Annotated in this window: 7 protein-coding genes; 5 read left to right on the top strand and 2 right to left on the bottom strand. The window is 71.8% G+C overall.

What is annotated here, in order from left to right; all coding sequences use genetic code 11:
- Window positions 1-12: 12 nt before the first annotated feature.
- From ABZ382_RS19185 to ABZ382_RS19175, 3 genes are read left to right on the top strand one after another with little or no spacing between them, the layout of a single operon-like run.
- Complete coding sequence (locus ABZ382_RS19185; protein WP_357090505.1) at window positions 13-6,240, top strand: thioester reductase domain-containing protein; 6,228 nt, start codon at window positions 13-15, stop codon at window positions 6,238-6,240.
- Window positions 6,240-7,829: an acyl-CoA carboxylase subunit beta gene (locus ABZ382_RS19180; RefSeq protein ID WP_357090503.1), complete on the top strand. Its 1,590-nt coding sequence runs from the start codon at window positions 6,240-6,242 to the stop codon at window positions 7,827-7,829. Before ABZ382_RS19185 ends, ABZ382_RS19180 begins: the two co-directional genes overlap by 1 nt.
- Window positions 7,826-8,044, top strand: coding sequence for an acyl-CoA carboxylase epsilon subunit (locus ABZ382_RS19175; protein ID WP_357090501.1), 219 nt, complete (start codon window positions 7,826-7,828; stop codon window positions 8,042-8,044). Before ABZ382_RS19180 ends, ABZ382_RS19175 begins: the two co-directional genes overlap by 4 nt.
- A 46-nt stretch (window positions 8,045-8,090) precedes the next feature.
- Here the strand turns inward: ABZ382_RS19175 and ABZ382_RS19170 are convergent, their stop codons facing one another.
- Window positions 8,091-9,581, bottom strand: a complete 1,491-nt coding sequence (locus ABZ382_RS19170; RefSeq protein WP_357090499.1) for an FAD-binding oxidoreductase — start codon at window positions 9,579-9,581, stop codon at window positions 8,091-8,093.
- A gap of 47 nt (window positions 9,582-9,628) precedes the next feature.
- The gene (locus ABZ382_RS19165; protein ID WP_357090497.1) at window positions 9,629-11,680 is read right to left on the bottom strand and encodes an AfsR/SARP family transcriptional regulator; all 2,052 of its coding nucleotides are present in this window, start codon (window positions 11,678-11,680) and stop codon (window positions 9,629-9,631) included.
- 438 nt (window positions 11,681-12,118) lie between these two features.
- On the opposite strand from ABZ382_RS19165, the gene ABZ382_RS19160 reads away from it, so the two are divergent.
- The gene (locus ABZ382_RS19160) at window positions 12,119-15,448 is read left to right on the top strand and encodes a BTAD domain-containing putative transcriptional regulator (protein WP_357090495.1); all 3,330 of its coding nucleotides are present in this window, start codon (window positions 12,119-12,121) and stop codon (window positions 15,446-15,448) included.
- 75 nt (window positions 15,449-15,523) lie between these two features.
- Window positions 15,524-15,958, top strand: coding sequence for a TIGR03667 family PPOX class F420-dependent oxidoreductase (locus ABZ382_RS19155; protein ID WP_357090493.1), 435 nt, complete (start codon window positions 15,524-15,526; stop codon window positions 15,956-15,958).
- Window positions 15,959-15,971 lie beyond the last annotated feature (13 nt).

Here is a 15,971-nt window from a genome sequence, read left to right as displayed (position 1 = left end):
AGGACACCGGCAATGCCTGAAGACAAAAAACTGGTCGAGTACCTGCGCTGGGCCACAGCCGAACTCACCAAGGCCAAGGGCCGCATCACCGAACTCGAAGCCGCGTCGGCCGAACCCATCGCGGTCGTGGCGCAGGCCTGCCGCTACCCGGGCGGCGTGAACTCCGCCGCCCAGCTGTGGGACCTGGTCGACACCGGCACCGACGCCATCACCGAATGGCCCGCCGACCGCGGCTGGGACGTCGCGGCCCTCTACGATCCCGACCCCGAGCACATCGGCACCTCGACCACCCGCTACGGCGGATTCATCGACCACGCCACCGATTTCGACGCCGGACTGTTTGGCATCTCCCCGCGCGAGGCCCTCGGCATGGACCCCCAGCAGCGGGTCGTGCTCGAAACCGCCTGGGAACTCTTCGAATCCGCGGGCATCGACCCGACATCGCTGCGCGGCAGCGGCACCGGCGTCTTCGTCGGCGCCGGCGAGCAGAGCTACCTCGACCTGGCCGCGCCGCCGGACCTCGAGGGCTACGCCATGACCGGGCGACTGGGCAGCGTGGTCTCGGGACGGCTGGCCTACACCTTCGGGTTCGAGGGGCCCGCCCTCACCGTCGACACCGCGTGCTCGTCCTCGTTGGTCGCCGTGCACCTGGCGGCGCAGGCGCTGCGCCGCGGCGAATGCGACCTGGCGGTGGCCGGTGGCGTCACCGTCTACGGACACCCCGGCGGCTACATCGAATTCTCGCGGCAGCGCGGCCTGTCCGCCGACGGCCGCTGCAAGTCCTACGGCGCGGGCGCGGACGGCACCGGCTGGTCGGAGGGCGTGGGTCTGCTCGCGCTGCAACGCCTCTCGGACGCCGTCGCTTCCGGTCGCGAGGTGCTCGCCGTCCTGCGCGGGTCCGCGGTCAACCAGGACGGCGCGTCCAATGGGCTCACCGCACCCAACGGCCCCTCCCAGGAACGCGTGATCCGCGCCGCCCTGGCCGACGCCGGACTCTCCGCCGCCGAGGTGGACGCCGTGGAAGGCCACGGCACCGGCACCCGGCTCGGCGACCCGATCGAAGCCCAGGCGCTGCTGGCCACCTACGGCCGGGAACGCACCTCGGCGCGGCCGCTGTGGCTGGGATCGATGAAATCCAATATCGGCCACACGGTCGCGGCGGCGGGCGTCGGCGGCGTCATCAAGATGATCGAAGCCATCCGCCACGGCGTGCTGCCCAAGACCCTGCACTCGGAAACGCCCAACCCGGACGTGGATTGGTCGTCGGGCACGGTGCGCCTGCTGAACGAAGCCCAGCCCTGGCCCGAGACCGGGGCGCCGCGCCGGGCCGCGGTGTCCTCGTTCGGCGTCAGCGGCACCAACGCCCACGTCGTCATCGAACAGGCTCCCGCACCGGAAGCTGGGGAATCGCGACCGGATTCGGTGGAGTCGCCGGAATCCGCCGCGCCGCGGCCGATTCGGCTGCCGGTGCTGCCCTGGCCGGTGTCCGGCAAGTCCGCGGCCGCGGCCCGGGCGCAGGCGGCCGCGCTGGCGGATTTCGCCGCCGGCGCCGACGCTCGGGACCTGGACATCGCCTACTCGCTCGCGACCACCCGCACCCAGCTGGAGCACCGGACCGTCGCCGTCGGCCGCGACCGCGCGGAACTGCTCGCCGGTCTGACCGCCGACCCCACCTCCACCCGAACCGGCAAGACCGCCTTCGTCTTCACCGGTCAGGGCGCCCAGCGCCCGGGCATGGGTCTGCGCCTCCACGACGCCTTCCCGGCCTTCGCCGCCGCGTTCGACGAGGTCTGCGCCCACCTGGACCCGCTGCTGGACCGACCGCTGCGCGACGAGATCGCCTCCGGCGAGCGGCTCGACGAAACCGCCGTCACCCAGCCCGCCCTCTTCGCCGTCGAGTACGCGCTGGCGAAGCTGGTGGCGTCCTGGGGCATTCGCGCCGACTACCTCACCGGCCACTCGGTCGGCGAACTCGTCGCCGCCCAGCAGGCGGGCGTGCTGTCCCTGGCCGACGCCGCCGCCCTGGTCGCCGCGCGGGCCCGCCTCATGAACTCGCTGCCGCGCGGCGCCATGCTCGCAGTGCGCGCGGGCGAGGACGCCGTGCGCGACCAGCTCTCGGATCGCGTGAGCCTCGCGGGCGTCAACGGACCCGCGTCGGTGGTGCTGGCCGGATCGGCCGAGGACCTGGCGGCCATCGCGGACACTCTGGGACAGCGCGGGATCCGCTCCCGCCGCCTGGCCGTCAGCCACGCCTTCCACTCCCACCACATGGACCCGATCCTGGACGAGTTCGAGGCGGTGGCCCGCGGACTCACCTTCCAGCCCGCCCGCACGCCCATCGTGTCCAATCTGACCGGCGCGCTCGCCGCCCCCGGCGACCACGCCGATCCCGCGTACTGGCCGCGCCACATTCGCGGCACCGTCCGCTTCTCCGAGGGCGTCGCCGCCCTGGCCGCGGCCGGGGTGACCAAGTTCGTGGAGATCGGGCCCGACGCCATCCTCAGCGCCCTGGTCGACGAAACCCTCCAGGACCGCCCGCACGTCTCCATCCCCGTGCTGCGCCGCACCGCCGAGGACGACGAGACCGCCCTCGCCGCCGTCGCCGCCCTGCACGCCAACGGCGTGCGGGTCGACTGGGAACAGGTGTTCGCGGGCACCGGCGCCCGCCGGATCAGCCTGCCCACCTACGCCTTCCAGCGCACCCGGCACTGGGCGGGCGACACCGCCATCGGGGCCGCGGGCACCGGATCCGCCCTCGGCCACCCGGTTCTCGAGGTGGCGGTCGACCTGGCCGACAGCGCCGCCGACGGCGTCGTCGCCACCGGCCGCCTGTCCCGGCGGCAGCGCTGGATCGAACCGGGCGCGCCCGTTCCCGCCGCCGTCCTGGTGGAACTGGCCACCCGCGCCGCGGACGAACTCGGCTGTACCGAACTGTCCGCCTTGACCGTTCGCACCCCGCTGACCATGCCCGCCGGAGCCGACCTGCACATCCAGGCCCGCGTCGGCGGCCTGCTGGACAATGGCGACCGCACGGTGTCGATCCACTCCCGGGCCTCGGGCTCCTCGGGACCGTGGATCCCGCACGCCCGCGGCACCGTCCGATTGCGCATCGGCGCACCGGATTTCGAGCTCACCGAATGGCCGCCCGCGGCGCCCGTTGGCGAGACCCACGCCGAGGTCGCGCTGCCGGACGAATTCGCCGCCGGGGCAGCCGCTTTCGGGGTGCATCCGGTGCTGCTGGACGCCGCGCTGGCCGCCGTCGCCCCCGGGACGGTGCGCGAGCTGCGGGACGTCCGGCTGTTCTCGACCGGTGCGACGGCCCTGCGGGTGCTGGCCCGCACCGGCGGCGACGGCTCGACCACGCTGCTGCTCGCCGACCGGGCGGGCGTGGCCGTCGCCACCCTGCGCGCGGTGACGGCACCCGCGGAATCGATTGCGGCGCGGCCGGATATCGACGAGATGTCCTTCACCGTGGACTGGATGCCCGCCGCCGTCAGCGCTCGCGCCATCCGCTGGGGCGCGGTCTCCGGCACCGAGCGGTTGCCCGAGGCGGGGGAGACCACCCTGTTCGCGGACCTGGCCGAGGCCGCCACCGCGGACAAGCCGGTCGACGCCATCCTGGCCCCGATCGGCGCCGCGACGACCGGCGACCCGGTACTCGGCGCGCACGAACTCACCCGGCGCGCACTGGCTCTCGTGCAGCGGTGGATCGCCGTCGAGGACCGCACCGCCGCACCGCTGGTCGTGGTGACCGAGCGGGCCATGGGATCCGGGGCCACCGACATCGCCGCCGCGAGCGTGTGGGGTCTGCTGCGCTCGGCCCAGTCGGAGCTGCCCGGCCGTATCGTGCTGGCCGACATCGACGACGACCCGGCCTCGACCGCCGCCCTGTCCGCGGTCGTCACGGCCGGGGAACCGCAGGTCATGATTCGCCAGGGCCGCGTCTTCGTGCCGCGACTGCACCGCGTCGCCCTGCCCGCCCCGGCCCAGTGGGCGGGGGAGTGCGTGCTGATCACCGGTGGCACCGGCTCGCTGGGCGCGATGCTCGCCCGCCACCTGGTCACCGAGCGCGGCGTCGACCGGCTCGTGCTGCTCAGCCGCCGCGGCCTGGAAAGCCCGGGGGCGGAGGCGCTTCGGGCCGAGCTGACGGCTGCCGGCGCACGGGTCGACATCGTCGCCTGCGATGCCGCCGACCGCGACGCCCTGGCCGCCGTGCTCGTCGCGCACCCGGTGACCGCGGTCGTCCACACCGCGGGCGCCACCGACGACGGCCTGCTGCGCGACCTCGACCCGGACCGCCTGGCCGCGGTCCTGCGCCCCAAGGCCGACGCCGCCTGGCTGCTGCACGAGCTCACCCTCGACCGTGAACTCACCGCGTTCGTGCTCTTCTCCTCGGTCGCCGGGATCATCGGCGGCCCGGGCCAGGGCAACTACGCCGCGGCCAATGTCTTCCTCGACGCGCTCGCCGCCCACCGCGCCGGACTCGGCCTGCCCGCCACCTCCATCGCCTGGGGCCTGTGGGAACAGGAGGGCGGCATCAGCGGCCACCTCGACGACGCCGACAAGCAGCGGATCGCGCGCGGCGGCTTCCCGGCCCTGCCCGCCGAATCCGGTCTGGCCCTGCTCGACGCGGCCGCCGGATCGGAACGGACCCTGGTCGTGGCCACCCCGCTGGAACTGTCCGCCATCCGGGCTCGGCCGACCCGGCTGCTCTCGGGCCTGCTGCCCACCCAGCGCGCGGTGGCGGGCAATGCCGAGGCCGCCGTCTCGATCACCGAACTGCTGCGCGGCCGCACCCCGGCCGAACAGCACGCCCTGGTGCTCGACCTCGTGCTGCGCGAGGCCGCCGCTGTCCTCGGCCACCAGGGCACCGAAGCCCTCGACAGCACCCGGGAATTCAGCGAAGCGGGCTTCGACTCGCTGGCCACCGTCGAATTCCGCAACCGGCTGCAGGCCGCGTTCGGAACCCGGCTGCCCGCCACCGTCGCCTACGACCACCCGACCCCCGAGGCGCTGGCGGCGTTCATCCTCGCCGAATCCGGCGACGGCGCGACCGGGGCCATCGACTTCGCCGCCGAAGTGCGCCTGGCCGACGACATCCGGCCCGCGGACACCGTCGTCCGCGTCGCCACCGATCCCGGCCACGTATTGCTCACCGGCGCATCGGGATTCCTCGGCGCGTTCATGTTGCGCGACCTGATGGCGACCACCGAGGCCGTGGTGCACTGCGTGATCCGCGGCGCGGACGAAGCCGCCGCGACCGAGCGGCTGATCGCCAACCTGGAGTTCTACCGGGTGTCGGGCGAGGTGGACCTGAACCGGGTCCGGGTCATCGTCGGCGACCTCGCGGCGCCACGACTCGGTCTGTCCGAGACCGATTTCGACGACCTCGCGAAACTGGTCGACGTGGTGTTCCACGCGGGCGCGACCGTGCACTGGCTCCAGCCCTACCCGCTGCTGCGCGACGCCAATGTCGGTGGTACCGAGGAGATCCTGCGCCTTGCCGCCCGCCACCGGACGGTCCCGGTGCACTACGTGTCCACCGTCGGCGTCTTCCCGGGCGCACCCGCGGACGGCGCGCCGCTGGCCGTGGACGACCCGACCGGTCCGCCCGAGGTGCTGCCCAGCGGCTACCTGCGCACCAAATGGGTGGCCGAACAGAACATCGGACTGGCCCGCGACCGCGGCCTGCCGGTCTCGGTGTACCGCGTCGACGTGATCTCCGGCGACCAGCGCCACGGCGCCTGCCAGACCCGCGACTTCGTCTGGCTCACCCTCAAGGGCATCATCCAGGCGCGGGCCGTGCCGCCCGTCGGCGACGGCTACTTCCACCTGGCGCCGGTCGACTACGTCAGCGCGGCCATCGTCGCCCTGGCCGCGAACCCCGACGCCGCCGAGCGAACCTTCCACTTGCACAACCCGCTTCGGGTCGCACTGCCCGAACTGGTCGAGCGGCTGCGGGCCATGGGCTATCCGATCGAGGACCGCGACCGGGCCGACTGGCTCGCCGAGATCGGCGCGAACACCGACAATGCCCTGGTCCCGCTGCTCGACGCCTTCGAGGCCATGATCGGCGACACCGCCGCCTTCTACCCGGCCATCGACGTGTCCGCGACCGAGGCCATGCTGACCGGCACCGGCATCGGGTGCCCGCCGGTGTCCGGCGACCTCTTCCGCACCTACGTCCAATTCTTCATCGAGTCGGGCCATTTCCCGGCGCCGGAACGGAGTGAGCACTGATGACCGAACTCGTCGAACGGCCCGTCGCCATCGCGCCCGCGCGGCTGCGATCCCGGGTCGAGGAAATGCACGGCGTCAAACACGAAGCCGTGCACGGAATCCCGCCGAGCGCCACCGAACGGCAGCACTCGATCGGGAAGCTCACCGTGCGCGAGCGGCTGGAGCTGCTGTTCGATCCGGGCACCTTCCGCGAGGTCGACCAGCTGCGCCGGCACCGGGCCACCGCCTTCGGCATGGCCGACCGCAAACCGCACACCGACGGCGTGGTCACCGGCTGGGGAAAGGTGCACGGCCGCACCGTCTTCGCCTACGGCCACGACTTCCGGATCTTCGGCGGCTCGCTCGGCGAGGCGCACGCGGAGAAGATCCACAAGCTCATGGACCTGGCCGAGGCCGCGGGCGCGCCGCTGGTCGGCCTCAATGACGGTGCGGGCGCGCGCATCCACGAGGGCGTGACCGCGCTGGCCGGATACGGCGGCATCTTCCGCCGCCACGTCCGCGCCTCCGGCGTCATCCCGCAGATCAGCGTGATGCTCGGGCCGTGCGCGGGCGGCGCGGCCTACTCGCCCGCCCTCACCGATTTCGTGTTCATGGTGCGCGGCATCTCCCAGATGTACGTGACCGGACCGGATGTGGTGCGCACCGTCACCGGTGAGCAGGTGTCCCACGACGAACTCGGCGGCGCCGACGTGCACGGCTCCGGTTCGGGCGTCGCGGGATTCGTGTACGACACCGAGGAGGAGTGCCTCGAGGAGGTGCGCTACCTGATCTCGCTGCTGCCCGCCAACAATCGCGAACGCCCGCCCGCCGTGGAGACCGCCGACGCACCCGACCGGCGCAACGACGCGCTCGCCGACCTGGTGCCCGCCGACTCCACCCAGGCCTACGACATGCGGGCCGTCATCGAGGAGATCGTCGACGACGGAGAGTATTTCGAGGTGCACGCGCACTGGGCCCGCAATATCCTCTGCGTCTTCGCCCGCCTCGACGGCGAGGTGGTCGGCATCGTCGCCAACCAGCCCTGCGTGCTGGCCGGCGTGCTCGACATCGAAGCCTCCGAGAAGGCCGCGCGTTTCGTGCAGACCTGCGACGCGTTCAACATCCCCATCGTCACCCTGGTCGACGTGCCCGGCTTCCTGCCCGGCACCGGCCAGGAACACGCGGGCATCATCCGGCACGGCGCGAAACTGCTCTACGCCTACTGCAACGCCACCGTCCCGCGGGTGCAGGTGATCCTGCGCAAGGCCTTCGGCGGCGCGTACATCGTCATGGACTCGCGATCCATCGGCGCGGATCTGTCCTTCGCCTGGCCCTCCAACGAGGTCGCCGTCATGGGCGCGGAGGGAGCCGCGCAGGTGATCTTCCGGCGCGAGATCGGTTCCGCTCCGGACCCGGATCTGGTTCGGGCGCAACGGATCAAGGAGTACCAGCAGGAGCTGATGCATCCCTACTACGCCGCCGAACGCGGTCTGGTCGACGATGTCATCGACCCCGCCGACACCCGGGCCGTGCTCATCGACAGCCTGGCCATGCTCGCCGCCAAACACGCGCCCATCCCGGCCCGCAAGCACGGGAACCCGCCCGCATGAGCGGCGAGACCGGGGTACTCGCGAGCGAGACCGGGGTGCTGGCCGTGGAATCGGGCCGGCCGGGCGACGACGAACTCGTCGCCCTGGTCCTGGCCCTGACCGCCGTCACCCGACCGGCGCGACGAACGGCGGCGGTCCGGGCGGCGGCCTGGACCCTGCCCGCGCCCACACAGCAGCCGCCCGTCTCGTGGCGGCATCGGGGTCAGTCCCGCTGACCCGGGTCCCGATGAGCGGCAGCGTGGCCGCCCATCGGGACCTTTTTCATGCCCGGATGGACAGGCCGTGCGAGAACACCTCGCGCGGATCCCATTTCGCCTTCACGGCCTGCAAGGCCGGGTAGTTGTCCTTGAAGTACAGGCGGTGCCACGGCACGCCCGAGTCGTTCAGGGCCGGATCGGCCAGATCGGCGTCGGCGTAGTTGATGAAGCAGCCGTCGGTCGCCTCACCCGGCACCGGCACGCCACCGGTCGCCGCGTACACGTCGGCATAGCATTCGCGGATCCAGCGATCGTGCCGCTCGTCCTCCGACGGATCCGTCCACAGGGTCACGTACAGCATCTTGATGATCGAATCCCGCTGCGCCGCCGCGGTCGCGTCCGACTCCACCGCATTGATCCGGCCGCCGTAGCTGACCAGGGCCACCATGGCGAACGGGTGCGGGTAGTCCTCGCGGGTCAGCTGCCGGTACAGCGCGTCCAGCTGCGGTTCGGGCAGCGACCGGCGCATGTAGGTGGACTTCACCTTCCAGCGCGCCACCGCGGCCTCCACGAAGCCGAACCACTCCTTCACCGCGTAGAACCACGGCACCCGGCTGCGGTCGTTGACCGTGTAGGTCGCGCCCGTACCCTCGGCCATCGCGGCCAGGAACGCGTCCATGGTCTGCTCGGCGTCGGGCTCGTCGGCGTCGATCTGGGTGCTCATCCGGAACGAGCCCGCCGACCGATGCTGGAGCTTGAGCTGGCTGTACAGGCTCAGGTGCGCGGACTCCGGACCCGAGTGGCGTTCGTGCCAGGCCCCGAAATTGCTGACCAGACGGGCGAATCCGGCCTCGTCCAGCTCGTCCCACGACCACGAGACATCGGAGACGATGAGCTCGGCGGGCGGGGCGGGCAGCAGGCGCGCCGGGTCGTCGCCGGTGGCCTCCGGGGAGCGGAACCAGTAGCGGGTCACGATGCCGAAATTGCCGCCGCCCGCGCCGGTGTGCGCCCACCACAGGTCGCGGTGGGGGTCGTCGGCCGCACGGGTCGCGACGACCGGACGCACCCGGCCGTCGGAGTCGACCACCACCACCTCGATGGCGTACAGGTGATCCACGATCAGCCCGTGCAGCCGCGACAGCGCGCCGTAGCCGCCGCCGGCCACATGCCCGCCCGCGCCGACCGTCGGGCAGGTGCCGCCGGGCAGCGTGACGCCCCAGCGCTTGTAGAGCGTCGAATAGACCCGGCCCAGGGTCGCGCCCGCGCCGACCGAGAACGCGCCCATCTGCGCGTCGAAATACACGGCGTCCAAGGCGGATACGTCGATGACGGCCCGCACCTTGCCATTGGCGGTGAAGTCCTCGTCGCAGTGGCCGCCGCTGCGCACCACCACGCGCAGCTCGTCGTCGACCGCCTGCTGCAGGGCCTCGACGACCTGCTCGGTGGTCAGGGCCAGGCGGATGTAGTCGGGTGTGCCCACCCATCGGGTATTGGAACCGGAGATCAGCCCGCGATAGCGGGCGTCGTCCGGGCGGATCAACAGCGATTCGGTCATCAGGTCACTTCCTCGTCGAGTGTGGTTGCCGCGGAGGGCAGGTCGGATCAGCTGGCGGCGAAGGCCGCCGGATGCCGGTCGGCGGTGGCGGTGAGCAGCGCGGCCGGACGCCGCCGCTGCGCGGGCCGGCGACCGGGCCGCAGATCGGAGGTGATGAGCGTGGACTCGCGGGTGCCCGCGATGCGCGCGAAACGGCCGTGCGCCAGCGAACCCTCACCGGTGAGCACCACCAGCAGCGGCGCGCACTCGGCACTGTCGAGCAGGGTCTCGAGGAAGTCCAGATTGGCGTGGTCGGCCAGATGGGCGTCCTCGAAGATCAGGGTCATCGGACCCAGACCCGCCTTGGCGCACAACAATTCGGTCCAGGCGGTGAGCATCTGCCGGACCTGCGCCGGATCGCCGGACCGGGTTCCGGTCGCCAGCGGGTACAGGGCCTCGGCCAGCTTGCGCGCCGCCACCGGCGGACGCAGCGGATGACCCGCCGCCTCGGCCAGCCGCGCCGCGATGCTCGCGGGCGCGTCACCCACCTGGAAACCGCACGCGGTGGCCAGCATCGCGCGATGGGTGTCGAGCCGATCCCCGTCACCGAAACGGGCGCACAGGATCAGCTCGGCATCGCTCTGCGCGCGCACGGTGGAGCGGAACGCGCGCGCCACCCGCCTGGCACTGGTCGCGGCCGGGGCCACCACCGCCACCAGATGCGACGCCGCCCGATGCTGGACCCGCTCGCGCAGACCCAGCAGCATCCGCACATCCGGATCGATCTCGGCCTCGGAATCGTCCGCGACCTCCAGACCCGCCGCGTACCAGTGCCCGGTCGGGCGCTGCCGATAGCGGATCACGGTCTCCGACTCGCGACGGGTGCGCTCGCACACGGTCACCGAGCCGGTGGGCGCGTCGAGCAGCAGCCGGTCGCATTCGTCGAACAGGTCGGCGTAACGGCTCGAGGTGCGCAGGTCGGAATACGCCCGGGGGACACGGCCTTCGGCCTCACCGGTCACGACCGCGGCCCGGAACCGGGGCTCCGGCCGCGACCCGAACTCGGTGCGCGCCGCGGTGATCCACTCGTGCGGCCGGATCGCGGCGGCCACCACCTCGGCCACCTCGCACGGCTCCGGGAACGCCGTCATCACCGTGGAGCCGATGACGCCGACCACCGTGCCGCCCAACGACTCCGCGGTCGCCCGGATCGCCGGAAGATAGCGTTCGCCCATGGTCGGGTCGGCCTCGGCCGCGTCCGGCCCAGCCGCCTCGATCCGGACCGACAGCACCGTCGACCGGGTCACCCGGTCGGCCGGGGCGACCACCACCACCGGCGCGGGCCGCACCGGTTCGGCGTCCGGCAGCAGCGACGGGCTCTGGTTCAGGATGGCCTGCTGCAACGTCTGCAGCTCCGAACCCGGTTCCAGCCCGTAGTTCTCGATCAGGGCATTGCGCCAGGCGGTGTAGACGGCCAGCGCGTCCGAGGGGCGGCGGCCGCGGTACAGCGCGAGCATGAGCTGTCCGCAGGACCGTTCCCGCAGTTGCCCGGAATCGGCCAGCGCGCTGAGCGCGTCCACCACCCGGGCGTGATTGCCGCGCGCCAGCTCGATCTCGAACAGGTCCTCCGACACCGACATCCGGGCGTCCGCGGCGGCGGCGAGCTCGGGCCAGTCGACCCCGTGCTCGGTGAGATCGGACAGCGGTGAACCGCGCCACAGCGACAGCGATTCGGTCAGGCGAGCGGCGGCGGTGTCCAGGTCCTCGGCCAGGGCCGCGGCGCGGCCGCTGTCGGCCAGGCGGTAGAAGCGATGCAGGTCGATGAGGTCGGTGTCGACCTCGAGCACGTACCCCGGCGGGCGCCGGATCAGCGCGACCGGCCCACTGTTGTCCTCCGGGAACAGATTTCGCAGCGACCACACGGCGTTGTGCAGGATCTTGCGGGCCGAGGTGGGCATGGTTTCGGTGGGCCACAGGGCGTCGAGCAGTCGGCTGGCCGGGACGACGGTATTGGGATGCAGAAGTAGGTACGCGAGGGTTGCCCGCTGTTTCACGCCACCGAGTCGCAATGGCTGGTTCTGGTGCCGGACCTCGAGCGGTCCGAGAAGGCTGAACAACACGATATCCCCTGGTACTTTGGTCCCTGACGGTGCTGAATCACGGACGTCCGGTTTCCGGACACGTACGGCGCCAACCAATTTGGGCGGTCGCTGGGGGTACGCGGCGGAACGGCAGGGGTCCTGGGACACTGGCGGAACCCTGTTGTCCGAGCGCCTACGGCAATGGAGGCGCTGGTGCGGTGTCGGTCTCGGCCTCGGAGTCCTCCCCAGGCCCGAGCGGCCAGACCTGACCGGCGCGCATTAACGCCGATCGTGACACGCACGACATGAACAATCGGGCCCCTGGCGGCGATCCCTTCCCTCGCCGTCGTGGCCTTGGTCGATCGTTCGGGACCATTCTGTCGGAAGGTCCTTCGGGTTCGCTTCGGGCCCACTTCCGCAGGGGCCGTGAGGGTTTCCGATCACCTGATTGAAAAGTGAATTAGATAGGATCGAGTCGTGCAGTTCGCGGTATTGGGGTCGTTGGAGGTCGCTACGGATCTGGGCGACCCGGTGTCGATACCGGAGTCGCTGGTGCGGGCGCTGCTCGCCGATCTCATCGCCCATGTCGGGGTCCCGGTCTCCACCGACCGGCTGATCGAGGACCTGTGGCCCGAATCCACGCCCACCAATCCGACAAGATCGTTGCACACCAAGGTTTCTCAGCTCCGCCGGGCCCTCGAAGACGCCGAACCGGGTGGGCGAGAACACATCGTCACCACCCCCGCCGGCTACCTGTTCCGGGTGGAGCCGCACCGGCTGGACTCGACCCGATTCGTGGACCTCGTTGCGCGCGCGCAGTATTCGACCGACCTACGAGTGCGGGCCGACCTGCTGCGCGAGGCGCTCGTGCTGTGGCGCGGACCCGCCTTCGCCGACTTCATCGACCTGCCCTTCGGCGAGGAGAGCTCGGCCTCGCTGAACGAGACCCGCATCGCCGCCCGCAGCGAACTCGTCGAAGCCCGCCTCGAACTCGGCGAACACCGCACGCTCATCGCCGAGATCAACGAACTGGTCCGCGAACACCCGCTGCGAGAACGCCTGCGGTCCATCCAGATGCGCGCGCTCTACCGCTCCGGCCGCGCCGCCGACGCCCTCGACAGCTTCAACGAACTGCGCGCCCTGCTCGCCGAGACCCGCGGCGCCGACCCCAGCCGCGAACTCGTCGACCTGCACCGCGCCATCCTCGAACAGCGCGCCGACCTGCAACCCGAACCGGTCCTGGTGGCGGGCCGCACCTTCGGGCACAACCTGCCTTCCCCGCCCAACGCGCTGATCGGGCGGGACGCGGCGGTGCACGAGGTGCGGGCCGACATCGCCTCGGATCGGCTCGTCACCCTGGTGGGCCCCGGTGGCGTCGGGAAATCCCGGCTCGCCCTGGCGGTGGCGCACAGCCTGGTCGACAGCTTCGTGGACGGCATCTGGCTGGTGGAATTCGATGCCCTGGACCGCTCGCACGGGCCGGAAGTGCTGGCGGACGCGGTGCTCTCGGTGCTGACCATAGACGTCAACGCGCCACCCGGATCGGGCGGCAAGTCCCTGTCGCCCGGCCGCAACGCGGTGGACCGGGTGGTGGCGTTCCTGCGGGCGCGCCGCGCCCTGCTGGTGCTCGACAACTGCGAGCACGTCGTCGAGGCGGCGGCCCACCTGGTGGAAGCGATCCTCGCCGAATCCGCGAACTGCCGGATCCTGGCGACCAGCCGCGCGCCCCTGGCCGTCCGCGGCGAGCTGATCAGCGCCGTCGAACCCCTGGACCTGCCGCCCGCCGACCCCACCGGACCCGAATCGCTCGCCACCGCCAGCGCGGTCCAGCTCTTCGCCGCCCGGGCGCCCGGTCTGCGGGTCGACAACTCGAATATCCACGACATCATCGCCATCTGCCGTCGCCTCGACGGCATCCCGCTGGCCATCGAACTCGCCGCGACCAAGGTACGTGTACTCGGGGTGCACGAACTGCTCGTCCAGCTCGACCGGCGCTTCCAGGTCCTCGAAGGCGGCTTCCGGGACTCCCCGGACCGGCACCGCACGCTGCGCGCCGCCATCGACTGGAGCTGGGCGCCGCTGTCGCGCGTCGAACGGAATGTGCTGTGCTGGCTGGCCGTTCACGCCGAGGACTGCTCGCTGGCGGCCGCCCGCGCCCTCATCCGCGATCCCGGCGAGGACGGCGAGATCCTCGCCGTGCTCACCCGGCTGGTCGACCAATCCCTGGTGGTCATGCAGGAATCGCGGCACGGCCCCCGCTACCGGCTGCTGGAATCGATCGCGGCCTACTGCGTCGAATACCTCGAGGCCACCGGCTCCCTGCTGGAGCTGCGGTTGCGGCACGCCATGCACTACGCCGACCGGGGTGAGCACGCCAGCGCCGAACTGCACGGGCCCGACCAGCGCCGCTGGCTCGAACAGCTCGACGTGGAGTCGCCCAATATCCGCAAGGCCGCCGACTTCGCCATCGTGTGCCGCAATGCCCGGCTCGCCATGCGACTGGTCAACTCGCTGATCTGGTTCGGCTTCCTGCGCGGACGGCTGATCGAGGCGCACCGCTACCTGACCGCGGTCAGCGCCATGGCCGGGCAGCTGCGGCCGGTCGAACGCGCGACCATCCTGCGCTGGCGGGCCGGTATGGCCCTGCTCATCGGGGAGGCCGGGCAGCTGGTCAGCCCCTCACCCGCGCTCGACGGCGACGAGACCGACGCCGAACTGCGGGCGCTCGCGCGCAGCGAATGGTTTCTCGGCTACGCCCAGTGGTATTCGGGCGCGCTGCCCGAGAGCCAGGACCGGGTCGGCCGGGCCCTGGCCGCCTTCCGCACCCTCGACGACAACTGGGGCATCGCGGCCTCGCTGAGCCTGCGCGCCGCCCAGAACACCGCCCGCAGCGACCTCGCCACCGTCCGAGACCACGCGCAGCTGAGCGCGGCCATCTTCGACGAGGTCGGCGACCGCTGGGGCCGGCTCAAGGCCATCGAGGCGCTGGCGGTGCTCGCCGAATTCGAGGGCCGCTACGACGAGGCCAACGACCTGCACTACGAGGGACTGCAGATCGTGGAGGAACTCGGGCTCTGGACCGAGACCTCCCACAAACTCGCGCTACTGGGGCGAATCGCCTTGCTGCGCGGCGAATTCCGGACCGCGGACGAACTCCATCACCGGGCCATGCGGCTCGCGGTGAGCCACGCCAACCGGCTGGGGGAGGGGTTCGCCGAGATCGGGCTGGGCCTGAGCGCGCGGCGCCAGGGCCGGTTGGAGGACGCCGAGAAGCACCTCAACCGGTGGCTGGGCTGGCTCGCCGCCATCGAGGCCCACAACGGCGTTGCGCTGGTGCTGGCCGAACTCGGCTTCATCGCCGAACTGCGCGGCGACGCCGACGCCGCCCGCACCCTGCACACCGAGAGCCTGTCGGCCGCCTCCGTCGCCGGTGACATCCGGGCCGTCGCGCTGGCCGTCGAGGGGCTGGCCGGGGCCGCGGCGATGACCGAGGACTACGAGCGGGCCGCCCGCCTGCTCGGCGCGGCGACCAAGGCGCGGGCCTCCACCGGCGCGCCCCTGGCCAGCGGGGAGCGCATGGACGTCGACCGCATCACCGCCCGGGCCCGCACCGCGCTCGGACCCGAACGGTTCGCCGCCGAATTCGACCGCGAGGGCGCCATCACCGACACCGGCCATCGCGTCTCGGTGGCCGAGTTCGCCCGCATCACCACCGACCGGCAGACCCGGCAGGTCATCGACGAGGCGGTCGCCGAGGCCATGCTGCTCACCGACGGCACCGGACTGTGGCCCGAAAAGATCGTCTGAAACGCGGAATGCCCACGGACAGTGGGGCGTTGACCGTCATGGATCGAACCGACCCACACCTCGCAAGGAGACCGCATGTCCGCTTCCTCGCCGCTCATCGACACCGACACCGAATTCGGTGCCCTGGTCACCAAACGTCTGGCGGAGGATGGCATTGTCTGGCTGACCACCGTGAGCCCCAGCGGTACGCCGCAACCCAACCCGGTCTGGTTCCAGTGGGCCAACGGTGAGTTCCTGATCTTCACCCAGCCCGGCACGCCCAAGCTCCGCAATATCGCCGCCGACCCGCGGGTGTCGCTGAACCTCAACAGCACCGCCAGCGGCGGCCAGGTCGTGGTCTTCAACGGCCCCGCCCGCGTCGACACCACCGACCCGACCCCCGCCGAGCTCGACGCCTACGTCGAGAAGTACGCCAAGGGCCTGGTCGAGATCGGCATGACCCGCGAAGAGTTCTTCGCCGACTACTCCGTCCCGGTCCGCATCACCCCGGACCGCCTGCGCGGCTTCTGAGCTTCCCCACAGC

It is taken from the genome of Nocardia sp. NPDC005825, assembly GCF_040630175.1.
In the GTDB taxonomy this organism is placed as follows: domain Bacteria; phylum Actinomycetota; class Actinomycetes; order Mycobacteriales; family Mycobacteriaceae; genus Nocardia.
This window is presented reverse-complemented; position numbering and strand designations above follow the sequence as displayed.

What these genes read in the sequence shown, in the direction of transcription:
- ABZ382_RS19180 (WP_357090503.1), top strand. Translation starts at nt 6,240, where the DNA reads ATGACCGAACTCGTCGAACGGCCCGTCGCCATCGCGCCCGCGCGGCTG.
- ABZ382_RS19170 (WP_357090499.1), bottom strand. Translation starts at nt 9,581, where the DNA reads ATGACCGAATCGCTGTTGATCCGCCCGGACGACGCCCGCTATCGCGGG.
- ABZ382_RS19185 (WP_357090505.1), top strand. Translation starts at nt 13, where the DNA reads ATGCCTGAAGACAAAAAACTGGTCGAGTACCTGCGCTGGGCCACAGCC.
- ABZ382_RS19175 (WP_357090501.1), top strand. Translation starts at nt 7,826, where the DNA reads ATGAGCGGCGAGACCGGGGTACTCGCGAGCGAGACCGGGGTGCTGGCC.
- ABZ382_RS19155 (WP_357090493.1), top strand. Translation starts at nt 15,524, where the DNA reads ATGTCCGCTTCCTCGCCGCTCATCGACACCGACACCGAATTCGGTGCC.